The sequence below is a fragment of the Burkholderia sp. JP2-270 genome (genome assembly GCF_003233675.1).
Lineage (GTDB): Bacteria > Pseudomonadota > Gammaproteobacteria > Burkholderiales > Burkholderiaceae > Burkholderia > Burkholderia pyrrocinia_C.
Genome location: NZ_CP029825.1, coordinates 2,732,215 through 2,753,847, shown reverse-complemented (window position 1 = coordinate 2,753,847; position 21,633 = coordinate 2,732,215). Strand labels below are relative to the sequence as shown.

The window sequence follows — 21,633 nt, the reverse complement described above, 5'->3', positions numbered from 1 at the left end:
ATCGAGTGGAGAACGAAAGGCGTCAGCCCTTCGGGAACGCCTGCATCGTCGCGGCCATCGCGCGGCCAAGCATCTGCGCATACATGTCGTGCACGAGGTACAGGCTTCGGTTGCGCGTCCACGGCTGGCCCGATTGCGAGTCGTAGAGCGTCGGGAGCGGCACCTCGGCAACGGCAGCCGCATTCATGCCCGCCTGCCGCGAAGTCTGGATGCAGCGCTTCGCATGGTCGCGATGGCCGACCACCGCGACGGCGCCCATCGCGGCCGCGCCGCCGGCGCGCGACACGGCCACCGCCGCGACGCCGGCCGTGCTCAGGTACACGATCGTGCCGTCGCTCGCGATCGTCGGTTCGATCGACGACAGCACGTCGGCGCCCATCCCGTATTTCGACACGAGAAAGCGCGCGATTTCCCACTGCGCGTAGACCTTGACGGGTTTCAACTGGCGGATGCGGTATACGGCGTCCGCGAGCGCTTCGTTGACCGGCCCCGGATCGGGCAGCGCGGACTGGTTGCCGCCCGTGCTCGACGTGTTGCCGCTCGCCGCGTTCGGACGGTTGCCGAAGCTGTATGCGACGATCGCGCCGATCTGCGCGGCCGGCGCCGTCGGCAGGCCCCAGGTGAAGCCGACATCGGTCAGCGCCGGCATGATCGCATTGACCGTCGCCGCATCGCCGAGCTGCACGTTCAGCTTCGCGGACATCTGCGCGGCAAGTGCGCTATCGGTAATGGGTGCCGATGTGACGTCGTCGCCACCGCATGCGTTCAGCAGCGGTGCTGCCGCAACGGCGGGTGCCGCGGCAAGAAATTTTCTGCGTGAAGAAGCCGGCGGGTTCAGATTCATAAGAGATACGAAACGATGCGAACAACGCCGGCAGCAGGTCGCGGCGTTGCAAATCGCGGGTTCACGGGAAAGGACAATCGGGCACGTCGCGCGGTTGGGAGACAGGCGACAGGATCGACGCGCGGATCGGATCGCTGCGCTCTGTCGATCGACGATGCTGGATCGTAGTGGGCGTTTATTAAACTGCGGTGAATCTGTCGATCGAATGCTGGCGATCGTCATGCCGTTTCATCGATGGACAAATTCGTTTCATCCGTGGCGAGCGAGCGCAGCGGCCGTTTCATCGGCGGCGAGCATGCGATTCGCGTGCATTTTCGCGTACTGCACGGCCATCTCCGGATTTCGCGCTACGATGACGCAACGCACGTTCCCACGATCGGATCCGAAGCACACCACGATGAAGCTCGGCCTGAACGAATCGCTTGCTCGCCTCGACGAAGAAGGCACGCTGTTCACGACGCTGTTTCAGCACGGCACGCTCGACGTCGAGCTGTACCGGCCGCACATCGAGGACAAGCAGAAGCCGCATGCGCGCGACGAGGTTTACGTGATCGCCTCCGGCACGTCGCGCTTCATCGTCGACGGACGCGAATGCGACGTCGCGGCCGGCGACGTGCTGTTCGTCCCCGCTCACGCGGAGCATCGCTTCGTCGGTTTCTCCGGCGACTTCTCGACGTGGGTGTTCTTCTACGGCCCCGAAGGCGGTGAACGCGGCGCGTGACGCAATGCGCGCAGCACTTTTCTTGCGATTGCCTAGACTGTCTATTCGCGGCGGACCGCGCACGGCCGCCCGGTTATCACGATAGCTCAAGCATCCGGTTCAACTGGACAGGAGAACAGCATGCGATATGAACTCTATTACTGGCCCGAGATCCAGGGTCGCGGCGAATACGTGCGGCTCGCGCTCGAGGCGGCCGAAGCCGACTATGTCGACGTCGCCCGCGAATCGGGGCGCGGCATGGGCGTGTCGGCGATGATGCGCATGATGGACAGCGCGAACGCGGAATGCGTGCCGTTCGCGCCGCCGTTCCTGAAGGCCGGCGACGTGGTCGTCGGGCAGACCGCAAATATCCTGTTGTTCCTCGGGGCGCGGCTCGGGCTCGCGCCCGACGACGAAGCCGGCCGGTTGTGGGTGCACCAGCTCCAGCTGACCGTCGCCGATTTCGTCACCGAGATCCACGACACGCATCATCCGATCGCAAGCGGCCTGTACTACGAGGACCAGAAAGCGGAAGCGGCCGAGCGCGCGGCCGATTTCCTCGAGAATCGGCTGCCGAAATTCCTCGGCTATTTCGATCGCGTGCTCGAACAGAATCCGCACAAGAGCGGCTATATCGCCGGCAGCGCGCTCAGTTATGCGGACCTTTCGATGTTCCAGCTCATCGAGGGCCTGCGCTACGCGTTTCCGAAAGCGATGAAGCGCGCCGAGCGGAAGGTCGCGGCGCTCGTCGCGCTGCACGACCGCGTCGCACGTCATCCGCCCGTCGCGCGTTATCTCGACTCGGACCGCCGCATCCCGTTCAACGACATGGGGATCTTCCGGCACTATCCGGAGCTGGACCAATAGCGGCGTGCCGCATCAGTCGCCGTACCGATAGCGGCTGCGCATCGCATCGAGCGGATTGCCGTCGGCGAGCGCGAGCGCAAACGTGCCGTCGGGCTGCTTCGTCACGCCGCGCACGGCCGCGTAAACGATGCAGTCGCGCACGATTCGAACCCGGTGTTCTCGTAGCCGCGCCGCAGCGGGATCGCATAGAGGCTGCCGTCGGTCCGGTACGACCATGCATGGTACGGATAACGGAAGAACGTGCCCGTGTTGCCGCATGCATCGGTCACGAGCTGCGTGCCCTTGTGCGAACAACGGTTGTGCAGCACAAGCACCGATCCGTCGACGTGGCGCACCATCACGACCGGCTCGGCGCCGATCGTCGTCACGTAGTCGCCGGTATCCGGAATCTGGCCGACGTGGCCGCCATAGACCCACGTGTTCGCGAACAGGTGGCGCATTTCCAGCTCGAAGATCCGCGGCGACAGGTAGGGATCCTCGTGCACCTCGGTCTCGCGCACGAGCGCCGCCACCGCATCGTTGAACGGTTGCGCCGTCATGCACACCTCCGGCCGCGGACGCGCTGCCGCCGCGCGCCGTCGCGGCGCGCGGATTCGATTGCTTTTATGGTCATCTCTCAGGTTTCTGGTCTTGGGTACCGCTCGGGCAGCGTGCGCCTGCCGCCGGGCACCCGGCGGCAGGCGTGGCGGGGACGGTCAGCCCGTCACCGGTGTTTCGTGCAGGCGCAGCCAGTCGATGCGGCCGCTCGCGTCACGCTCGAACACGACGGTCGACCGGCGGACGCTGCGCCGCCCCTCTCCGTCGACTTGCGTCTCGCGATAGGCGATCGCCGCGCCGCCCTGCCAGGCGCTCACTTCGTGCAGTTCGTCGATCGCGATCCGCAGGCCGGGACGCGCGCCGAAGCCGCGCGAGAACAGGGCGTCGATGTCCGCGAAGTCCAGCGCATGCCCCTGCAGCGAAATCATCGAGAAACGCCGCGAAAAACGCGCGAGCAGCGGCGCGAGGCCCTCGCGTGCGGCGCTGCCGGACAGCCATTGCTCGATGTCGACATGCGCACCGACGACTTCCTGGAAAAACGGGTTTGACGAATTCATCTCGATACTCACGAACGTTGGGAAACCGGCTGCCCGGCAGGCGCGCGGCGCCCCGCGACGCGCGCGACGAACGGCAGCGGGAGCAGCGTCAGCAACGCGGCCAGGACGAAGCACTGCTGGTACGGCAGCCGCGCGTCGACGCCGCGCATCGACAGCAGGAAATTCAGTGCGCTGCCCAGCACCGCGACGCCGAGGCAGAAGCTCAACTGCCGGTTGATGTTCCAGAGCGCGCTCGCACCTCCCATCCGCGCGGCAGGCACGTCGAGGAACGCCGCGCTTTGCGACGTGCTCGTGCACATGCTGGCGCCGAGCCCCATCGCGACGAAAGCGAGCACGCGTCCGGCCTCGAAACCGGCAAGCGGGGTCGCGAGCAGCGCGATGCCGGTCCCGTCGATCACGATCCCGCACATGAACAGCGGCCTCGCACCCCACTTCGGGAAACAGCGGCGCGTCGTCGCGATCGCGACGAACGACGCGATCGCCCACGGCACCATCAGCGCGCCCGTATGCGTCGCACTGAGCCCCAGCGTGTTCTGCAGATACAGCGCCGCGACCAGGTTCACACCGGTGAACACGCCCGGCACGCACAGATAGACGATCAGGCCGATCCGCAGCAGCGGCTGCGCGACCAGGCTCAGGTCGAGCAGCGGCGCGGCCGCGCGTCGCGCATGCGCGACGTATGCGCCGCCGGCGACGAGCGCGATCGCGAGCGGCGCGATCGCTTGGCGGGCCGCCCCCGGTTGCCCCGCGAACGTCAGGCCGAGCAGCAGCGCGACGAGCGCCACGGCGCTCAACGCGAGGCCGCGCACATCGAGCGCCGCCGGGCGTTCGCTTGCGTCGTCGGGCGGCAGCCACGCGAACGCGAGCACGCTGGTGGCCGCGGCCAGCGGCAGCATGCCGAAGAAGATCGCGCGCCACGATGCGCGATCGACGATCACGCCGCCGAGCGCCGGCGACAGCGCCGGCACGAGCAGCGCAACCATCATCACGATCGACGTCAGGTGCGCGCGCGCATCGGGCGGATACGCACGATAAGCCATCGTCTGCCCGACCGGAATCAGCAGCCCGCCGCCGAGCCCCTGGATCAGCCGCCACGCCAGCAGCGCGCCGATCGACGCCGACAGCCCGACCCCGAGGCTGCCGAGCGCGAACAGCAGCAGCGACGCGATCAGCAGCCGGCGCTCGCCGAAACGCCGCGCGAGCCACGTGCCGAGCGGGATCACGACGGTCAGCCCGAGCACGTACATGTTGCCGATCCACGCCAGTTGGGCGACCGATGCGTGCAGCTCGCGCTGGATCGTCGGGTACGCGGCATTGATCACGAACATGTTGGCGAGGTCGATCGCGAACCCGAGCAGGTAGACAGCGGCAATTTTCGAGCGATCGGTCATGACGGCGGAAGACGAACGAAACGTCGCAGTGTAAGGTTCACCTCACGCGTCGATAAGACCGCCCGGCCGGCAAGACTGGTCGAAAAATTTTGACAATCGGGGCAACATGTCGATTTTCCGCAGAGCAGCCGACATGCCATGGTGAGTCTCGATCGTTTCGCCGTCTTCCGCGCCGTCGTGGAATCGGGGTCGTTTACAGCCGCCGCCGCCCAGTTGAATCAGGCCCGGGCCGCGGTCAGCTTCAACATCAAGCAGTTGGAAACCGAACTCGGCGTCACGCTGCTCACGCGCACGACACGGCGCGTCGAGCTGACCGACGCGGGCGAGCGCTTTTATGCGCGCTGCCTGCGCGTGCTGGAGGAAGCCGAGAGCGCGATCGACGACGCCCGCAGCGAGCACGGCGGGATGCACGGCGTGCTGCGCGTGACGTCGACCGTCGAGTACGGGACGATGGTCGTCGCGCCGGCGCTGCACGAGTTCATGCAGCGCCATCCCGCGCTGCGCGTACGGCTCGAGACGCATGCGTCGCAGGTCGATCTGGTGCGCGAGCGCGTCGACGTCGCGATCCGGCTCGGGCGCCTCGAACAGTTCCAGGACCTGCCGTACCGTGGCGCGTGCCTTGCGACCTATGAAGTGCGGCCCGTGATCGCCCCGTCGCTGCTCGCCGCTGCCGGCCTGTCGCGCATCGATTCGCCCGACGTGCTGGCGCGCCTGCCGCAGCTCGGCCACACGCGGCTCGAGCGGATCGCCACCTGGACGCTCGCGGATCGCGACGGCAACCCGCACGCATTTCAACCGGGCGCCAAGCCGCGTGTGGTCGTCGACAACGCTTCGGTGCTGCGCGTGCTCGCGCGCCGGGGCAGCGGCGTCGCGCTGCTGCCCGAATGGCTCGTACGCGACGACCTCGCGAGCGGTGCGCTGGTCGACGCGCTCCCCGACTACCGGTTTCCGCCGCAGGCCGTCTACGCGCTGTACCCGTCGACCCCGCACGTACCGCAGAAGGTGCGCGCGTGGGTCGACTTCATGAAGGCCTACCTGGCCTGAACGCGGCGGCTCAGGCGGCCGTCGCGCCGTCCCGCAGCCGCGCGTCGATCCGGCGCGCGATCGCCAGCAGGCGGCGATCGCTGCCCCACGGCCCTTCCAGCATCAGTCCGACCGGCAGCCCCGTTTGCGCGGAGCACCCGACCGGGATCGACACGGACGGCACGCCGGCAAGCGGCAGCGCGCCGCCTTGCGCAACGCGCGCATCGACACGCTTGGCCGTGCGGCGCGCGAGATCGGTATCGACGTGCACCATCGCATTGAGCGGCGCGATCGCCGCGAGACGCGCGAGCGCGTCGCCGGCGACATCGACGGCACGCCGTCCGGCCGTGCGCACCGCATCGGCTATCTCGCGCACGCTGGCGCCGGCGGCAAGTGACTGGGAAGAAACGCGGTTCGGCCGTGTTGTCATGTTGTGTGCCGGACGCGGAATCGATCGGGAAATGCGCGGCGTGCCGCAGGCCCTGAGCGACACGCCGCGCGAACCGCGATGGTATCCCGGCGTGCGGCCGGCCGCACGCTGCGCGCTACGCGTCGCGCGCTCGCTTGCGCGGGTCCGCCGCCGCGTCGACGGCCTCGACCGAGCGGGTCAGCCACGGCCCGATGTCCATCTCCTCGTAGCGCACGAGCCGGCTCTTGCGTGCACGGCGATACGCGAACCAGATCGCGACGAACAGCGGAATCCACACATAGATCGACAGCACTTCCATCCAGTCGATGCGGGCCGCGAAAAACGCCTGGTAATCCTGCCCGAGCGAGATCACGATGCAGATCGCGATCGCGAACAGCGGCCCGAACGGAAACCACCTGGCGCGATACGGCAACTGATCGAGACGGTAGCCCTGCTTCAGGAAGCCCTTGCGGAACCGGTAATGGCAGACCGCGATGCCGAGCCACGCGATGAAACCCGTGATGCCCACCGTATTCAGCAGCCACAGATAGATGCTCTGGTTGTTGGTCAGCGACGTGAGGAAACACAGCCCGCCGACGGCCATCGTCGCGTACAGCGCGTTGCGCGGCACGCCGCCCGGCGACAGCGTCGCGAACATCGCCGGCGCACGCCCTTCCGATGCGAGGTTGTACAGCATCCGCGTCGCCGCGTAGGTACCGGAATTGCCGGCCGACAGCACGGCCGTCAGGATCACGAGATTCATTGCGCCGGCCGCGAGCGGAAAGCCCGCATGGCTGAACACCAGCGTGAACGGGCTGACGCCGATGTCGGTCACGTCGCTCTTCAGCAGGTTCGGATCCGTGTACGGCACGAGCAGGCCGATCACGAAGATCGCGAGCACGTAGAACAGCATGATCCGCCAGAAGATCTGCTTCACCGCGCGCGGGATCGTCTTGCGCGGGTTTTCCGATTCGCCGGCCGTGATCCCGACCAGTTCGGTGCCGAGAAACGAGAAGCCTGCGATCAGCGCAACGCTCATCATCGCGTGCACGCCGCCGACGAACGGCGCATCGCCCGTCGTGAAGTTGCGCCAGCCGACCGGATGTCCGGTGCCGAGCACGCCGGCCGCGATCAGCAGCCCGGCCGCGATGAACGCGATCACGGTGACGACCTTGATCAGCGAGAACCAGTATTCCGACTCTCCGAAGCCGCGCACCGACATCGTATTCAGCAGGAAGATCAGCACGAGGAAGGCCGCGCCCCACCACACGCCCGGCACGGCCGGAAACCAGTAGCGCATCACGATCTGCGCGGCGACCAGCTCGATCGCGATCGTCACGGCCCAGCTATACCAGTAGGTCCAGCCGAGCGCGACGCCGAAGCCTTCGTCGACGTACTTCTCGCCGTAGATCGCGAACGAACCCGACACAGGCATCAGCGCCGCCATCTCGCCGAGCCCCGTGACGACAAAGTAGACCATGATCCCGATCGCGAGATACGCGGCGATCGCACCGCCCGGCCCCGCCTGCGCGACCGACGCGCCCGACGCGACGAACAGCCCCGTGCCGATCGAGCCGCCGATCGCGATCATCGCGATGTGGCGGCCCTGCAGACGGCGCTTCAGCGTCGTCCCGGACGGCACGGCCGTCTGCGCTGCCGCTTGCAAAGCATCCATAGTATTCACCCTGATTTTATTCGGAATGCAAATCGATCGGCCTGGTCATTCGCATCGAAACCGGACTTTCCCGGCGCGTCAAACGACGCTGCGCTTGATCGCCTGCAGTTCGGCCGTCGTCACGATCTTTTCGATCCGGAACCGCGGGCTTTCCAGCCACGCGTTTGCGATCCGCCGGTACTCGTCGAGATCCTCGCATGCGAGCCGCACGAGAAAATCGAATGTGCCGCTGACGAGCCAGCAATCGAGCACGGCCGGAGTAGCCCGCATTTCATCCTCGAACGGCGCCTGCGAACGCCCGTGATCGGCCAGCACGATCTGCGCGATCACGACGATCGGCTTGGTCGCGCGCGGCGCGTTGATCACCGCGCGGTAGCCTTCGATCACGCCGAGCGCCTCGAGCCGCTCCACGCGCGCCTGGCAGGGCCGCGGCGTGAGGTTCACGAGCTCCGACAGCTTTCGGTAGGAAATCCGCCCGTCGGTGCGCAGGATGTCGAGGATCCGGAGATCGATCTTGTCGAGCTGCATCTTCTTGTCGGTCATCCGCGTTCGCTCCGGTCGGGTCGTGGCTGGTGCGCGGAACGTCTCCTGTTCCGCGCGGGGGCCACATTATCCGGCCGAAGCGGCCGCGCGCCAATCGGCTAGAACCGCAGCGACAGGCAGGTCAGGCCGCCGTCCATCTTGCGGAATTCGCTCGTGTCGATCACGTGCAGCGGCAGCCCGAGCGACGCGATCGCGTCGTGCACGCGCGGATAACCGGCCGGCGTGATCAGCGTGCCGTTCACGCGCAGCGTGTTGCCAGCGTATTCGTCGGCGGCCGAGATCGCGATCCGGCGGTAGTCGGCGAACGCCGGGTGCGCGGCCAGCGCTTCGGTCACGAGCAGCGTGTCGTCGCCGAGCGCATTGACGACCGATTTCAGGTGCAGGCCGGCGCCGACCGGCACCGCGACGACCGAATAACCGTAGCGCGATACGAGCGCCTCGAACGCGGCAATGCCTTCGGCGTCGGTGCGGCCGGTCAGGCCGATGTAGAAGCGCTTGCCGACCAGCATCACGTCGCCGCCGTCGAGACGGCCGTCCTGCATCGGCAGCAGGTCGCGATGCGCGGCGAGCGCCGCTTCGATATGCGCCGTCTCGCCGCGCCGCGCGGGCGCGCCGGGACGCGTGATCACCGCGAATTCGGGCGTCACGACGGCCACGTCCTCGACGAAATGCGAATCGGGGAATGCGTCCAGCGGCGGCAGCTCGGTCAGCTCGACGCCGAGCGTGCGCAGCGCGTCACAATACGCGTGGAACTGCGTAAGCGTCTTGTCGTAGTCGGGTGCGCCGAGTTCGGCGGTGGTCAGGCCCGCGCCACAGGACGGCGCGGGACGGCGAACGATCGCTTGCGTGAATTGCATCGACTCCTCCTTGGTCATCGCCACGCCCGTGCGGCGCACGGGGCAGCGGCGTTGTGTCCGGACCATTATCGGAAGCCAAATTGCGCAATTCGCGTCGATTTCGGCTGCGCCGACAGCCGATTGCGTCGAATTGCGCGCGGCACGCAGCGGATTCGGCAGACGGCCGTTCGCGGTGTCGCGAACGACCGCTTCCGTCTGCGGCGCGCCCGTTACGCGCCTGGCCCGAACCCCATCTGCGAGCGGCCGAGCGTCGTGAGATCGCCCTCCTCGCCGCGCCGGTCGAATTCGACCTCGAAATGATCGGCCGGGAAATCGGGCGGACTCTCGCCGCGCAAGAACGCGGGCAACTGGCGCCGCAGGTACGCGTCGTTCTTCGCGCAGCCGGGCGCGGCCGCGATGTACATCACGTTGCTGTCGCCGCTGCCGCGATGCGCGTCCTCGACCGCATGCACGACGTCGCCGTGCCAGAACACCGCGTCGCCCGGCTCCATGTGCGGGATCGGCACCAGCCCGTCGAGCAGCAGTACGTGCCATTCGGGCCGGATCGACAGCGCGCGGCCGGGACGCGCGCCGCACAGGTCGTCGTCGGCGACGTCGTCCTGCAGCGCGCGCAGCACGACATAGGCCATCGCATTCGCGACCGGGATCAGTTGCAGCGTGCCGTCGCCGGGCCCCTGCGGCGTCAGCGCGGTCCAACCCTGGAACGTGCGGAACATCGAACACACGGCCGGCGACGGAATCTCCTCGACGCCGGGACGGAATGCCGCATCGAACGGGTCGTAATCGCGCCAGCGGCCGGCCAGCACGTGGCGATAGACCTGGCGGAAGTTCGCGCCGAGCCAACGTTCGACGGAGCCGCCGTCGACATGCGGCGACAGCCCGAGCGACGTCGATCCCGGCGGCCGGCGGCGAATCCGGTCCGCGTAGGCGGGCACCTGGTCGGGATCGAAATGCGTGCGCGCGCCGTCCGCGTGCCGCCACAGGCGGTTCAGGAACACGCGCGCCTGCGTGAGCGCCGGCGACTGGCGCGCGGCCACCTGCGGCTTCGACCAGTAAACGCCGTAGATCTGCGGCTTGCCCGACGCGAGGTTGCCGAAATAGCGGTCCTCGGCACGCGCATTCAGCCGGTCGGCGAAACGGTTCGAATCCAGATACGCGCCGATCTCGTCGTTCCAGTCGCGCGCCTGCCGCGCGTCGAACACGCCGCGAATCACGACCGCGCCATGTGTGCGGATCGCGGCAATCGCGTGCGGATCGACGGCGCCGCCCGCAATATCCGCGAACGGCACCACCGGAATCACGTCGCGGCCATGCGCATGCGCGCGGCGGATCGCGTCGACCTGCCGCGCGATGTCGCCTTCCAGCTCGCGGAACGTGGCCGCGTAACCGGGCAAGTCGGCGCGCAACGCCTGTTTCGCCGCTCGGATCGCGGCGGGCAGATCGTCAATCGTCAGTTGCATCGTGTCTCCTCGCTGAAGCGTGTCGTGATGTGCTGCCAGCGTACGGCCGGCACACGACCACCATCACCGCTATCCGGTCAACTATCGATACAATCCTGACAACCGTACGTTACTCGGGACGATGGCAGACCACGCAGAGCTTGTTGCCGTCCGGGTCGCGGAAATATGCGCCGTAGTAGTCGCGGTGGTAATGCGGCCGCAGGCCCGGCGGCCCTTCGCAGGTGGCGCCGTGCCGCAGCGCGAGCGCGTGGCAGCGATCGACGTGTGCGCGCGTCGGCACGTCGAACGCGATCGTGTGACCATTGCCCGGCTCGGGCGCGCGGCCGTCCAGCGGCTGGCCGAAGAAGAACAGCGGCCGGTCCGCGTCGGCCGGCATCCAGCCCGACCAGCCGTCCGGCTCGCGAAACTTCAGGCGCAACCCGAGTTCCGCGAACAGCGGCGCATAGAAATCGTAGGCGCGCGTCGTATCGCTGACGCCCACACAAACATGTGAAAACATGGCAGCGCTCCGTGGTGACGATCGCTCACGATCATGCCACGACGCGCAGCCGGCGCCACCTGGAGGCCGCGATGAAACCGCAGTACGAGCACGTGACGTTCGCTCCCGGCTGTTCGGTCCGCGTGTACCACCGCCAGCTCGCACGCATCCCGTTCGAATGGCACCGCCATCCCGAATACGAGCTGACACTGACGCTCAACAGCCGCGGCCAGCGCGTCATCGGCGATCACGTCGCGCGCTACGCGGACGACGATCTGGTACTCGTGCCGCCCAACCTGCCGCACACCTGGTCGTCGAACGCGCGCATCGATCGCGATGCGCCCGAAGTCGCGCTCGTCGTCTGGTTCGACGGCGACTGGGTGCGGCGGCTTGCCGACTGCTGCCCCGAATACGCACCGCTGCGCTCGCTGCTGCGGCGCGCGGCGCCGGGCCTGCGCTTCGACACCGACACGGCCCGCGCGATGCGCGCACGGCTGCCGCAGTTGCTCGATCCTGCTCCGCGCGTACGACTCGCGGCCACGCTCGACACGCTTACCGATCTCGCCGAAGCCGGCGGCGAGCCGCTCGCCACCGCGCATGCGTACGGCGGGCCCGACGGAACGACACCGCGCGCCGATCCGGCCGCACCCGAAGCCGAGCGCCTCGATCGCGTGCTCGACGCGATCGACCGGCACTTCCACGAACCGCTGCGCATCGATGCACTCGCGGCTGCCGCGCACATGTCCGAGCGCACGCTGCAGCGCCTGTTCGTCCGGCATCTCGGCGAAAGCGTCGGCCGCTACGTACAGCGGCTGCGGCTCGCGCACGCGTGCCGCCATCTCGTCGGCACCGACTGGCCGATCGCGACGGTCGCCGCGCGCTGCGGCATTCCGAATGCCGCGAACTTCAACCGCCAGTTCCTCGCCGCGCGCGGGATGACGCCGGGCGCGTACCGGCAGTTCTTCCTGCAGCACGGCCACGCGCCCGACGAAAACACACCGGCGCTCGATACGCGGCCGCCGTCGCTGGAGCGCCGCGCCGATCCGGCGCGCAAATGAAAACACCCCGACGGGATGATCCGTCGGGGTGTCGTGGCGTTGCGACTGCCCGACGCGAGCGGCCTGCCGGCCGTCGCGCCGCACACGACTTAACGTGCGTTGATCGGCTTCGCTTCGCGCGGCGTATCGCCGATGAACAGCTGGCGCGGACGGCCGATCTTCTGTTCGGGATCGGCAATCATTTCGTTCCACTGTGCGATCCAGCCGACCGTACGTGCCATCGCGAAGATACACGTGAACATCGACGTCGGAATGCCCAGCGCGCGCTGGACGATGCCCGAGTAGAAGTCGACGTTCGGGTACAGCTTGCGCGATACGAAGTATTCGTCTTCCAGCGCGATCTTCTCGAGCTGCATCGCGAGCTTGAACAGCGGGTCGTCGTGCAGGCCCAGTTCGTTCAGCACTTCGTAGCACGTCTCGCGCATCAGCTTCGCACGCGGGTCGTAGTTCTTGTACACGCGGTGGCCGAAGCCCATCAGCTTCACGCCCGAATTCTTGTCCTTCACCTGCTTGATGAATTCGGGGATGTTGTCCGGCGAACCGATCTGCTCGAGCATGTTCAGCGCGGCTTCGTTCGCACCGCCGTGCGCCGGGCCCCACAGACAAGCGATACCGGCCGCGATACACGCGAACGGGTTCGCGCCCGACGAACCGGCCAGGCGGACCGTCGACGTCGATGCGTTCTGCTCGTGGTCGGCGTGCAGGATCAGGATGCGGTCGAGTGCACGGACGAGCACGTCGTTGACCTTGTACTCTTCGCACGGGTTCGAGAACATCATGTGCATGAAGTTCGCGCTGTACGACAGCGAGTTCTTCGGATACACGAACGGCTGGCCGATGCTGTACTTGTACGCCATCGCGACGAGCGTCGGCAGCTTCGCGATCATGCGGATCGCCGACACTTCACGGTGACGCGGGTCGTTGATGTCGAGCGAGTCGTGGTAGAACGCGGACAGCGCGCCGACCGCAGCGACCAGGATCGCCATCGGGTGCGCGTCGCGGCGGAAGCCACGGAAGAAGAAGTGCATCTGCTCGTGCACCATCGTGTGCTTCGTGACGGTGTCGACGAATTCCTTCTTCTGCGCTGCGTTCGGCAGCTCGCCCTTCAGCAGCAGGTAGCAGCTTTCGAGGAAGTCCGCGTTTTGCGCGAGGTTGTCGATCGGGTAGCCGCGGTACAGCAGTTCGCCCTTGTCGCCGTCGATGTACGTGATCGCCGAATTACAAGCTGCCGTCGACATGAAGCCCGGGTCGTACGTGAACTTGCCGGTCTGGCCGTACAGCTTGCGGATGTCGATTACGTCCGGGCCCATCGTGCCCTTGTAGATCGGCAGTTCGACGCTCGGCGAGTTGTCGCTGAACGATAGCGTGGCTTTAACATCAGACGGAGTCATGGCACATCCTCAATCGAAATAAAGAAACGGGATTCGATAACGGGCGTAACGCGTTACACGTTGCGCAGCATCTCCAACAGCCGGTGAATATCCGGGCTGTCTAGGTCGCCCTCTGGTTCCTTGCGCGCGAGGAGCAAGTCCATCAGGTCGTTGTCGCTCAGATCGAGCAGGCGCGACAACGCGCCTACGTCTGCATCGGTGAGGTCATGCTCGTATCTGCCGAAGAAACGCTCGAACACAATGTCGTTTTCCAGCAGACCCCGCCGCGCGCGCCAGCGAAGGCGCGCGCGACGGTGTGGGTCGGATTGATGCGAATCGTCGCTCATTGCACCGGCCTTAAACCGCGCGGCGAACCATCAGTTCCTTGATCTTGCCGATCGCCTTTGTCGGGTTCAGGCCCTTCGGGCAAACGTCGACGCAGTTCATGATCGTGTGGCAACGGAACAGACGGTACGGGTCTTCCAGGTTGTCGAGACGCTCGCCGGTGGCCGTATCGCGGCTGTCCGCGATGAAGCGGTAAGCCTGCAGCAGGCCGGCCGGGCCGACGAACTTGTCCGGGTTCCACCAGAAGCTCGGGCACGACGTCGAGCAGCTCGCGCACAGAATGCACTCGTACACGCCGTCGAGCTCGTCGCGCTCTTCCGGCGACTGGAGGCGTTCCTTCTCCGGCGGCGGCGCGTCGTTGATCAGGTACGGCTTGATCGAGTGATACTGGTTGAAGAAGTGCGTCATGTCGACGATCAGGTCGCGCACGACGGGCAGGCCCGGCAGCGGACGCAGCACGATCTTCTGCGGCAGGTCGTTCAGGTTCGTCAGGCACGCGAGACCGTTCTTGCCGTTGATGTTCATCGCGTCCGAACCGCACACGCCTTCGCGGCACGAACGGCGGAACGACAGCGTCTCGTCCACTGCCTTCAGCTTGACCAGTGCGTCGAGCAGCATGCGCTCGTGCTGGATCTCGAGCTCGTACGTCTGCATGCGCGGCGCTGCGTCCTTGTCCGGATCGTAGCGGTAGACTTCAAAAATGCGTTTTGCCATTTCGGATTCCTTTGACTCGGCTTAGAACGTGCGCGGCTTCGGCGGCACGGATTCGACCGTCAGCGGCTTCATTTGAACCGGCTTGTAGTCGAGGCGATCGCCTTCGCTGTACCACAGCGTGTGGCGCAGCCAGTTCTCGTCGTCGCGGTGTTCGTAGTCGCTGTGGGCGTGCGCGCCACGGCTTTCCTTGCGCGCTTCCGCCGACACCATCGTCGCGCGGGCGACTTCGATCAGGTTCTCCAGCTCGAGCGCTTCGACGCGCGCGGTGTTGAACACCTTCGACTTGTCCTTCAGGTGGATGTTTTCCACGCGCGCCGCCAGGCCGCCCATCTGCTCGACGCCTTCCTTCAGCAGCGCCGACGTGCGGAACACGCCTGCGTGCTTCTGCATCGTCGCGCGGATGTCGTTCGCGACGTCCTGCGTGTATTCGCCCGACGTCGACTTGTCGAGCTTGTTCAGGCGCGCCAGCGAGAATTCGCCCGCATCGGCCGGCAGCGGCTTGTGTTCCTTCTGGCTCTTCACGTGCTCGACGATGTGGTTGCCGGCCGCACGGCCGAACACCACGAGGTCCAGCAGCGAGTTCGTGCCGAGGCGGTTCGCGCCGTGCACGGACACGCACGAGCACTCGCCCACTGCGTAGAAGCCGTTGACCGGTTCCTTGTGATCGCGCGACGTGCCGACGACCTGACCGTGGATGTTGGTCGGGATGCCGCCCATCTGGTAGTGGATCGTCGGGACGACCGGGATCGGTTCCTTGATCGCATCGACGTTCGCGAACTTCAGCGCGATTTCGCGGATCGACGGCAGACGCTTCATGATCGTCTCGGCGCCGATGTGCGACAGGTCGAGCAGCACGTGATCCTTGTTCGGACCGACGCCGCGGCCTTCCTTGATTTCCTGGTCCATCGAGCGCGACACGAAGTCACGCGGCGCCAGATCCTTCAGCGTCGGCGCATAGCGCTCCATGAAGCGCTCGCCGTTCGCGTTGCGCAGGATGCCGCCTTCGCCGCGCACGCCTTCGGTGATCAGCACGCCCGCGCCGGCCACGCCGGTCGGGTGGAACTGCCAGAACTCCATGTCCTGCAGCGCAATGCCCGAACGCGCAGCCATGCCGAGGCCGTCGCCGGTGTTGATGAACGCGTTGGTCGATGCCGCGAAGATCCGGCCTGCGCCGCCCGTCGCGAACAGCGTCGTCTTGCCTTCCATGATGTAGACGTCGCCCGTCTCCATCTCGAGGGCCGTCACGCCGAGCACGTCGCCGTCCGCGTCGCGGATCAGGTCGAGCGCCATCCATTCGACGAAGAACTGCGTCTTCGCCTCGACGTTCTGCTGGTACAGCGTGTGCAGCAGCGCGTGACCGGTACGGTCGGCGGCCGCACATGCGCGCTGGACCGGCTTCTCGCCGTAGTTCGCGGTGTGGCCGCCGAACGGGCGCTGGTAGATCGTGCCGTCCGCGTTGCGGTCGAACGGCATGCCGAAGTGCTCGAGTTCGTACACGACGTTCGGCGCTTCACGGCACATGAATTCGATCGCGTCCTGGTCGCCGAGCCAGTCGGAGCCCTTGATCGTGTCGTAGAAGTGGAAGTGCCAGTTGTCTTCGCTCATGTTGCCGAGCGACGCACCGATGCCGCCCTGCGCGGCCACCGTGTGCGAACGCGTCGGGAACACCTTCGACAGCACGCCGACCGACAGGCCCGCGCGCGACAGTTGCAGCGCCGCGCGCAAGCCGGAGCCGCCCGCGCCGACGATCACTACGTCGAACTTGCGACGCGGGAGGGAAGTTTTGATTGCAGCCATTCTTTACACTCTCCAGAGAATCTGCGCGGCGTAGCCCGCACATGCGAGCAGCCAGACGATGGTCAGCGATTGCAGCAGCAGGCGCACACCAACGGGCTTCACGTAGTCCATCCAGATGTCGCGCACGCCGACCCATGCGTGGTAGAAGAGGGAAAGCAGCATCACGAAGGTCGCGAGCTTCATCCATTGCGCGGAGAAGATCGACGCCCAGCCTTCGTACGAGAAGTCGTGCGCGCCGAAGAACAGGACGAGCAGGATGACCGTGTAGACCGCCATGATCGTGGCGGTGATACGCTGCGCAAGCCAGTCGCGCAGGCCGTAGTGCGCGCCGACGACGAGGCGCTTCGAGCCGATTCGGTTATTGGCTGCCATTTTCTTAGAATGCTCCGAACAGTTTGAGTGCCATGGCGATCGTCAGCGCGATCGAGACGACAAAGACGACGACTGCCGTCCGCTTGCCGCCTTCCTTCGTGACGGCGTCGTGGTTGACGTCCATCAGCAGGTGGCGAATGCCGGCGCAGAAATGGTGGAAGAAAGCCCAGGACAACGCGAGGACGATCAGCTTGACGACGATGTTGGAGAGGAAGGCCTTGAAGACTTCGAAGCTGAGCTCGGACGTCAGGCTCTGGTCGAAGAGGAACAACAGGAACGGCAGGAACAAGAACAGCAGCGCGCCGCTGACTCGATGGAGGATCGACAAAGTCGCTGCCAGCGGCATGCGATATTTCATCGTGATATCGCCGAAGCCGATGTTCCGGTATTCCGGTCTCGGTTTTCTTACTGCGTCAGTCATGCTAGACCCCTACTATGTTGTCACACTAATCCGCGATTTTAGCGCCTTTTTATATCGCGCTGCAGCGAAAGTCTGCTCTGGATAGTTGCGCGAACGAGAACAAAGGCGGCCCGAAACGTGCTTCGCGAGCGTGGGAAACGCGAATGCACTCGGCCTGAGCCGAACCGTCGTCAACTCAAGTCATTCTGATAGTAGTACCCGGTTGTGACATACCAGCCGCGCCGCACTTCCACCGGCCGATCCCCGTATGTATAGGACACGCGCTCGACCGACAGCAACGGAAAACCCGCGGGCACGTGCAGCAGGTCGGCCACCGCCGGATCCGCCGCGACCGCGCGAATCTTCTCCGTCGCGCGGATCATCCGCGTGCCGAACTCCGTCTCGAACATCGCGTAGAGCGGCCCCTTGTACTCGCTCAGCCGCTCGAACGTGAGCCCGCGAAACATCGCGCCCGGCAGCCAGATCTCGTCGAGCACCGTCACCTCGCTGTCGAACTCCAGCAGGCGGCGCACCTGCACGACGGGATCGGCCGGCTTCAGGTCGAGCTGCCGCGCGATCTCGGCCGGCGCACGCAGGCGCCGGCATTCGAGCAGGCGGCTCACGTGCGGGTGCTCGGCACCGTCGTCGGCAAGCAGACGCAGGAAGCGGAATTGCGCGCGATCCTCGTTGTGCGTTGCAACAAAAGTACCCTTGCCCTGCCGTCGGACCACGAGGTTTTCGGCGGCCAGTTCGTCGATCGCCTTGCGAACGGTGCCCTGGCTAACCTTGTAACGGGCCGCAAGCTCCACTTCGCTCGGAATGATCTCGCCCGGCTTCCATTCGCCGGTTTCGAGACTTTGCGTGATCAATGACTTGATCTGCTGGTATAACGGGCTGAACGTCGGCGACGCAGACGCCGCGGGCGAAGGCGCGGAATCGCTCGCGCCCGGCTGCCCTGGGCCGCCTGCGCCGGTCTGATTCGCGGTATTCGCCTGGTTCGATGTCATGGCGCGCATTTCATCACAAACCGCACTTTTTCGTCCACTCAATTTCGGCAAAACATCTGTCTTATATAAGACATATGATACCGTTTGACTTTGCGCGTGACGGCTCCTACACTCCCGGTCGAGCAAGGGTTCGCGGGTGCAAAAGCGCGTCCCAGGCTACGTGCCACGGCCGTCTCCAGGTTCACCGCGTCTGCCATCGCGAGTCCTCCGCCCTGCTTCAATGCAACGTTACGCACAACGCGCATAGAATGGCGTTTTCGCTAGCGTCCAACGCTTCACCCGTCCTGGAGATTTTCAATGGCTAAGCCCGCAAAGCGCGTTGCCGTCACCGGCGCCGCAGGTCAAATCGCTTACTCCCTGCTGTTCCGCATCGCGAACGGCGACCTGCTCGGCAAGGACCAGCCGGTCATCCTGCAACTGCTCGACCTCCCGCAAGCCCAAGCCGCCGTCAAAGGCGTCGTGATGGAACTCGACGATTGCGCGTTCCCGCTGCTCGCGGGCGTCGTGATCACCGACGATCCGAAGGTTGCATTCAAGGACGCCGACGTCGCGCTGCTGGTCGGTGCGCGTCCGCGCTCGAAGGGCATGGAGCGCAAGGATCTGCTGTCGGCGAACGCCGAGATCTTCACGGTTCAGGGCGCTGCGCTGAACGAAGTCGCGAGCCGCGACGTGAAGGTGCTGGTCGTCGGCAACCCGGCGAACACGAACGCGTACATCGCGATGAAGTCGGCACCGGACCTGCCGAAAAAGAACTTCACGGCCATGCTGCGCCTCGACCACAACCGCGCACTGTCGCAGCTCGCCGCCAAGTCGGGCAAGCCGGTCGCATCGATCGAGAAGCTCGCCGTGTGGGGCAACCACTCGCCGACGATGTACCCGGACTTCCGCTTCGCGACCGCCGAAGGCGAATCGATGCTGAAGCTGATCAACGACGACGTGTGGAACCGCGACACGTTCATCCCGACCGTCGGCAAGCGCGGCGCGGCGATCATCGAAGCGCGCGGCCTGTCGTCGGCCGCATCGGCAGCCAACGCGGCGATCGACCACGTCCGTGACTGGGTGCTCGGCACGAACGGCAAGTGGGTCACGATGGGCATCCCGTCGGACGGCTCGTACGGCATCCCCGAAGACATCATCTACGGCGTGCCGGTCGTTTGCGAAAACGGCGAGTACAAGCGTGTCGAAGGCCTGGAAATCGACGCGTTCTCGCGCGAGAAGATGGACGGCACGCTGGCCGAGCTGCTCGAAGAGCGCGATGGCGTCGCCCACCTGCTGAAGAACTAAATTCGGCACCGCGACGGGCCGCCTCCGGGCAGCCCGTCATCGCAGGGCCGGCAAGCCGCCGGCCCTGCCGCCCGATCCGATCCGGGCACGTTTTGCCGCCTCGTGCGCCCTGCGCATCGGCCCAGAACGCGCCCGAATCCGATTTTCTGCACGTTGACCCGCTTCCCTGACGTCGAAGAGATGGCCGCGCTCACTCCTGCACAAGTGCTGTACGACGGGGCGTCCCCGCCCGCGATCCTGCCATGCTGCGATCACTACGCGGGCAGCGAGAAGCTGATGCGCAAGTCGCTCGCGCTGCAGGCCGAAACGGGCCCCGTATTCGACATCACGCTCGACTGCGAGGACGGCGCGGCCGTCGGCCAGGAAGCCGCGCACGCGGCACTCGTCGCCGAGCTGCTCGGCAGCGCCGAGAACCGCTTCGGGCGCGTCGGCGTCCGGATCCACGACTTTTCCCACCCGCACTGGCGCGACGATGTCCGCATCGTGCTGCGCGCCGCCCGCGCACCCGCCTACATCACGCTCCCGAAGATCGCGAACGCCGCCGACGCGGCCGAAATGGCCGCGTTCATCGAAGGCGCGCGCCGCGAGCTCGGCATCGCTCAGCCGATCCCGGTCGACGTGCTGGTCGAGACGCACGGCGCGCTCGCACAGGCAGCCGCCCTCGCCGCGCTGCCGATGGTCGGCACGCTGAGCTTCGGGCTGATGGATTTCGTGTCCGCGCACCACGGCGCGATTCCCGATGCCGCGATGCGCTCGCCCGGCCAATTCGAACACCCGCTCGTGCGCCGCGCGAAGCTGGAAATCGCTGCGGCCTGCCACGCGCACGGCAAGACGCCGTCGCACAACGTAACGACCGAGGTGCGCGACATGAGCGTCGTCGCTGCCGATGCACACCGCGCGCGCGACGAATTCGCGTTCACGCGGATGTGGAGCATCCACCCCGCGCAGATCCGCCCGATCGTCGACGCATTCGCGCCGCGCACGGACGAGGTCGTGCTGGCCGCCGAGATCCTGCTCGCCGCGCAGGCCGCCGACTGGGGTCCGACGCGCCACGGTGATACGCTGCACGATCGCGCGAGCTATCGCTATTACTGGTCGGTGCTGCGCCGCGCGCGGGCCACCGGCCAGCCCGTACCGGCCGAGGCCGCGCCGCTGTTCGGCCCGGCCGCCGCGGGCGACGCGCGATGAGAGCGCCCCGTCGCGCCGATACACGAATTTCATGCATTCGCAGAGGCGCGAACCGGACAGAGGTTTGCGAAACGACAAAAAACGTAACGGAGCCCGAAAACCTGAAATATGCGCGGCCAAATAGGTGAAAATAGCGGCCGCTGCGCGCTTTCGGGGCGCGTGCAGTTTCAAACCGGCCGGCAGCTTCGATTGCCGGCCCTTGTCAACTGATTATCGAAAGGTTCTGACTCCATGAAGAAACTCCTGATCGCTACCGCCATCGGCGCCTTGTCCGCCACGATGCTGGTCTCGGCTCCGAGCGCGTTTGCCCAGGGTACGGCCACCACGACCGCGAAGAAGGCCACGGCCAAGCGCCCGGCGCCGGCCAAGCGCATCATCCCGCGCAGCAAGAAGGCCCAGGCGCGTGCCGCTGCCAAGGTCGATCCGGTACCGGACGGCGCGGTCAAGTGGACCTGTAAGGAAGGCCTGTCGTTCGACCTCGCCGGCGACATGAAGCGCGACCAGGTCGTCACGGTTCACTGGGCGAAGAAGAACTACAAGCTGCCGCGTCAGGCCACGACGACGGGCGCCGACACGTTCTACGATCCGGCAGCGGGCTTCAAGCTGGTCGTGATCCCGTCCAAGGCGATGCTGTTCTCCGACGCGAACGGCGGCGAGCGCCTCGCGGACGAGTGCGTAACGCCGGAAATGGCGCAAGGCACGCCGGCACCGACGCAGTCGAACGAGCTGAAGCCGGCAACGAACTAAGCGCGTTCCT

At 66.2% G+C, this 21,633-nt stretch carries 22 protein-coding genes and 2 pseudogenes; 7 read left to right on the top strand and 17 right to left on the bottom strand.

Features of this window, described 5'->3' with window-relative positions:
- Window positions 1–22: 22 nt before the first annotated feature.
- Entirely contained in the window at window positions 23–844 is an 822-nt protein-coding gene (locus DM992_RS30615) for a hypothetical protein (protein ID WP_111019901.1), read from the bottom strand.
- 397 nt (window positions 845–1,241) lie between these two features.
- Between DM992_RS30615 and DM992_RS30610 the strand changes: the two genes are divergently transcribed.
- Complete coding sequence (locus tag DM992_RS30610) at window positions 1,242–1,565, top strand: cupin domain-containing protein (protein ID WP_111020488.1); 324 nt, start codon at window positions 1,242–1,244, stop codon at window positions 1,563–1,565.
- A 120-nt stretch (window positions 1,566–1,685) separates the two neighbouring features.
- Window positions 1,686–2,411, top strand: coding sequence for a glutathione S-transferase (locus DM992_RS30605; RefSeq protein ID WP_111019900.1), 726 nt, complete (start codon window positions 1,686–1,688; stop codon window positions 2,409–2,411).
- Between the two features lie 137 nt (window positions 2,412–2,548).
- Here DM992_RS30605 and DM992_RS30600 read toward each other — a convergent pair.
- The 3 genes and pseudogenes from DM992_RS30600 to DM992_RS30590 all read right to left on the bottom strand — a co-directional run.
- A pseudogene (locus DM992_RS30600) lies at window positions 2,549–2,950 on the bottom strand (Rieske 2Fe-2S domain-containing protein); the annotation flags it as partial.
- Window positions 2,951–3,106: 156 nt separating this feature from the next.
- Entirely contained in the window at window positions 3,107–3,505 is a 399-nt protein-coding gene (locus DM992_RS30595) for a DUF4440 domain-containing protein (RefSeq protein WP_111019899.1), read from the bottom strand.
- Between the two features lie 8 nt (window positions 3,506–3,513).
- The gene (locus DM992_RS30590; protein WP_111019898.1) at window positions 3,514–4,896 is read right to left on the bottom strand and encodes an MFS transporter; all 1,383 of its coding nucleotides are present in this window, start codon (window positions 4,894–4,896) and stop codon (window positions 3,514–3,516) included.
- A 138-nt stretch (window positions 4,897–5,034) separates the two neighbouring features.
- On the opposite strand from DM992_RS30590, the gene DM992_RS30585 reads away from it, so the two are divergent.
- Entirely contained in the window at window positions 5,035–5,940 is a 906-nt protein-coding gene (locus tag DM992_RS30585; protein WP_111019897.1) for a LysR family transcriptional regulator, read from the top strand.
- A gap of 10 nt (window positions 5,941–5,950) precedes the next feature.
- Here the strand turns inward: DM992_RS30585 and DM992_RS42425 are convergent.
- The 6 genes and pseudogenes from DM992_RS42425 to DM992_RS30555 form a co-directional block, all read right to left on the bottom strand.
- Window positions 5,951–6,112: pseudogene (locus DM992_RS42425) on the bottom strand (indole acetimide hydrolase); the annotation flags it as partial.
- Between the two features lie 352 nt (window positions 6,113–6,464).
- Entirely contained in the window at window positions 6,465–8,003 is a 1,539-nt protein-coding gene (locus tag DM992_RS30575; protein ID WP_111019895.1) for an amino acid permease, read from the bottom strand.
- 78 nt (window positions 8,004–8,081) lie between these two features.
- Window positions 8,082–8,546: an Lrp/AsnC family transcriptional regulator gene (locus DM992_RS30570; RefSeq protein ID WP_111019894.1), complete on the bottom strand. Its 465-nt coding sequence runs from the start codon at window positions 8,544–8,546 to the stop codon at window positions 8,082–8,084.
- 98 nt (window positions 8,547–8,644) lie between these two features.
- Window positions 8,645–9,403 (bottom strand): amidinotransferase, encoded by a 759-nt coding sequence (locus DM992_RS30565; protein WP_111020487.1) that lies wholly within the window; start codon window positions 9,401–9,403, stop codon window positions 8,645–8,647.
- Between the two features lie 209 nt (window positions 9,404–9,612).
- Window positions 9,613–10,863 (bottom strand): DUF1479 domain-containing protein, encoded by a 1,251-nt coding sequence (locus DM992_RS30560; protein ID WP_111019893.1) that lies wholly within the window; start codon window positions 10,861–10,863, stop codon window positions 9,613–9,615.
- 109 nt (window positions 10,864–10,972) lie between these two features.
- Complete coding sequence (locus DM992_RS30555) at window positions 10,973–11,362, bottom strand: VOC family protein (protein ID WP_111019892.1); 390 nt, start codon at window positions 11,360–11,362, stop codon at window positions 10,973–10,975.
- A 71-nt stretch (window positions 11,363–11,433) separates the two neighbouring features.
- Here DM992_RS30555 and DM992_RS30550 point away from each other — a divergent pair, with 71 nt between their 5' ends.
- On the top strand, window positions 11,434–12,399 hold the full coding sequence (locus DM992_RS30550; RefSeq protein ID WP_111020486.1) for an AraC family transcriptional regulator: 966 nt from the start codon (window positions 11,434–11,436) through the stop codon (window positions 12,397–12,399).
- Window positions 12,400–12,488: 89 nt separating this feature from the next.
- On the opposite strand, the gene gltA is transcribed toward DM992_RS30550, so the two are convergent.
- The 7 genes from gltA to DM992_RS30515 all read right to left on the bottom strand — a co-directional run bounded on the left by gltA (window position 12,489) and on the right by DM992_RS30515 (window position 18,413).
- Window positions 12,489–13,790, bottom strand: a complete 1,302-nt coding sequence (gltA, locus tag DM992_RS30545) for a citrate synthase (RefSeq protein WP_014899964.1) — start codon at window positions 13,788–13,790, stop codon at window positions 12,489–12,491.
- 53 nt (window positions 13,791–13,843) lie between these two features.
- Entirely contained in the window at window positions 13,844–14,116 is a 273-nt protein-coding gene (locus DM992_RS30540) for a succinate dehydrogenase assembly factor 2 (RefSeq protein ID WP_011548107.1), read from the bottom strand.
- Window positions 14,117–14,126: 10 nt separating this feature from the next.
- Window positions 14,127–14,828 carry a succinate dehydrogenase iron-sulfur subunit gene (locus DM992_RS30535; RefSeq protein WP_011658352.1) on the bottom strand — a complete coding sequence of 234 codons (702 nt, stop codon included), beginning with the start codon at window positions 14,826–14,828 and terminating at the stop codon, window positions 14,127–14,129.
- Window positions 14,829–14,849: 21 nt separating this feature from the next.
- Window positions 14,850–16,625, bottom strand: coding sequence for a succinate dehydrogenase flavoprotein subunit (gene sdhA / locus DM992_RS30530; protein WP_111019891.1), 1,776 nt, complete (start codon window positions 16,623–16,625; stop codon window positions 14,850–14,852).
- A gap of 3 nt (window positions 16,626–16,628) precedes the next feature.
- Window positions 16,629–16,997, bottom strand: coding sequence for a succinate dehydrogenase, hydrophobic membrane anchor protein (gene sdhD, locus DM992_RS30525; protein WP_034180015.1), 369 nt, complete (start codon window positions 16,995–16,997; stop codon window positions 16,629–16,631).
- Window positions 16,998–17,001: 4 nt separating this feature from the next.
- A complete protein-coding gene (gene sdhC, locus DM992_RS30520; RefSeq protein WP_111019890.1) occupies window positions 17,002–17,418 on the bottom strand; it encodes a succinate dehydrogenase, cytochrome b556 subunit in 417 nt (138 codons plus the stop codon).
- A 170-nt stretch (window positions 17,419–17,588) separates the two neighbouring features.
- Window positions 17,589–18,413 (bottom strand): GntR family transcriptional regulator, encoded by an 825-nt coding sequence (locus DM992_RS30515; RefSeq protein ID WP_081938389.1) that lies wholly within the window; start codon window positions 18,411–18,413, stop codon window positions 17,589–17,591.
- Window positions 18,414–18,701: 288 nt separating this feature from the next.
- Between DM992_RS30515 and DM992_RS30510 the strand changes: the two genes are divergently transcribed.
- The 3 genes from DM992_RS30510 to DM992_RS30500 all read left to right on the top strand — a co-directional run bounded on the left by DM992_RS30510 (window position 18,702) and on the right by DM992_RS30500 (window position 21,623).
- Complete coding sequence (locus tag DM992_RS30510) at window positions 18,702–19,688, top strand: malate dehydrogenase (RefSeq protein ID WP_034180017.1); 987 nt, start codon at window positions 18,702–18,704, stop codon at window positions 19,686–19,688.
- Between the two features lie 180 nt (window positions 19,689–19,868).
- A complete protein-coding gene (locus DM992_RS30505) occupies window positions 19,869–20,876 on the top strand; it encodes an aldolase/citrate lyase family protein (RefSeq protein ID WP_111019889.1) in 1,008 nt (335 codons plus the stop codon).
- A gap of 231 nt (window positions 20,877–21,107) precedes the next feature.
- Window positions 21,108–21,623: a hypothetical protein gene (locus DM992_RS30500; protein WP_111019888.1), complete on the top strand. Its 516-nt coding sequence runs from the start codon at window positions 21,108–21,110 to the stop codon at window positions 21,621–21,623.
- The last annotated feature ends 10 nt before the right edge of the window (window positions 21,624–21,633 follow it).

Excerpts from the sequence above, each read along its gene's own strand:
- DM992_RS30505 (WP_111019889.1), top strand. The coding sequence starts at position 19,869 with ATGGCCGCGCTCACTCCTGCACAAGTGCTGTACGACGGGGCGTCCCCG.
- DM992_RS30565 (WP_111020487.1), bottom strand. The coding sequence starts at position 9,403 with ATGCAATTCACGCAAGCGATCGTTCGCCGTCCCGCGCCGTCCTGTGGC.
- DM992_RS30570 (WP_111019894.1), bottom strand. The coding sequence starts at position 8,546 with ATGACCGACAAGAAGATGCAGCTCGACAAGATCGATCTCCGGATCCTC.
- sdhD (WP_034180015.1), bottom strand. The coding sequence starts at position 16,997 with ATGGCAGCCAATAACCGAATCGGCTCGAAGCGCCTCGTCGTCGGCGCG.
- DM992_RS30510 (WP_034180017.1), top strand. The coding sequence starts at position 18,702 with ATGGCTAAGCCCGCAAAGCGCGTTGCCGTCACCGGCGCCGCAGGTCAA.
- DM992_RS30555 (WP_111019892.1), bottom strand. The coding sequence starts at position 11,362 with ATGTTTTCACATGTTTGTGTGGGCGTCAGCGATACGACGCGCGCCTAC.
- sdhC (WP_111019890.1), bottom strand. The coding sequence starts at position 17,418 with ATGACTGACGCAGTAAGAAAACCGAGACCGGAATACCGGAACATCGGC.
- DM992_RS30535 (WP_011658352.1), bottom strand. The coding sequence starts at position 14,828 with ATGGCAAAACGCATTTTTGAAGTCTACCGCTACGATCCGGACAAGGAC.
- DM992_RS30605 (WP_111019900.1), top strand. The coding sequence starts at position 1,686 with ATGCGATATGAACTCTATTACTGGCCCGAGATCCAGGGTCGCGGCGAA.
- DM992_RS30590 (WP_111019898.1), bottom strand. The coding sequence starts at position 4,896 with ATGACCGATCGCTCGAAAATTGCCGCTGTCTACCTGCTCGGGTTCGCG.
- DM992_RS30610 (WP_111020488.1), top strand. The coding sequence starts at position 1,242 with ATGAAGCTCGGCCTGAACGAATCGCTTGCTCGCCTCGACGAAGAAGGC.
- DM992_RS30560 (WP_111019893.1), bottom strand. The coding sequence starts at position 10,863 with ATGCAACTGACGATTGACGATCTGCCCGCCGCGATCCGAGCGGCGAAA.
- DM992_RS30595 (WP_111019899.1), bottom strand. The coding sequence starts at position 3,505 with ATGAATTCGTCAAACCCGTTTTTCCAGGAAGTCGTCGGTGCGCATGTC.
- DM992_RS30515 (WP_081938389.1), bottom strand. The coding sequence starts at position 18,413 with ATGCGCGCCATGACATCGAACCAGGCGAATACCGCGAATCAGACCGGC.
- DM992_RS30615 (WP_111019901.1), bottom strand. The coding sequence starts at position 844 with ATGAATCTGAACCCGCCGGCTTCTTCACGCAGAAAATTTCTTGCCGCG.
- gltA (WP_014899964.1), bottom strand. The coding sequence starts at position 13,790 with ATGACTCCGTCTGATGTTAAAGCCACGCTATCGTTCAGCGACAACTCG.
- DM992_RS30540 (WP_011548107.1), bottom strand. The coding sequence starts at position 14,116 with ATGAGCGACGATTCGCATCAATCCGACCCACACCGTCGCGCGCGCCTT.
- DM992_RS30500 (WP_111019888.1), top strand. The coding sequence starts at position 21,108 with ATGAAGAAACTCCTGATCGCTACCGCCATCGGCGCCTTGTCCGCCACG.
- sdhA (WP_111019891.1), bottom strand. The coding sequence starts at position 16,625 with ATGGCTGCAATCAAAACTTCCCTCCCGCGTCGCAAGTTCGACGTAGTG.
- DM992_RS30575 (WP_111019895.1), bottom strand. The coding sequence starts at position 8,003 with ATGGATGCTTTGCAAGCGGCAGCGCAGACGGCCGTGCCGTCCGGGACG.
- DM992_RS30550 (WP_111020486.1), top strand. The coding sequence starts at position 11,434 with ATGAAACCGCAGTACGAGCACGTGACGTTCGCTCCCGGCTGTTCGGTC.
- DM992_RS30585 (WP_111019897.1), top strand. The coding sequence starts at position 5,035 with ATGGTGAGTCTCGATCGTTTCGCCGTCTTCCGCGCCGTCGTGGAATCG.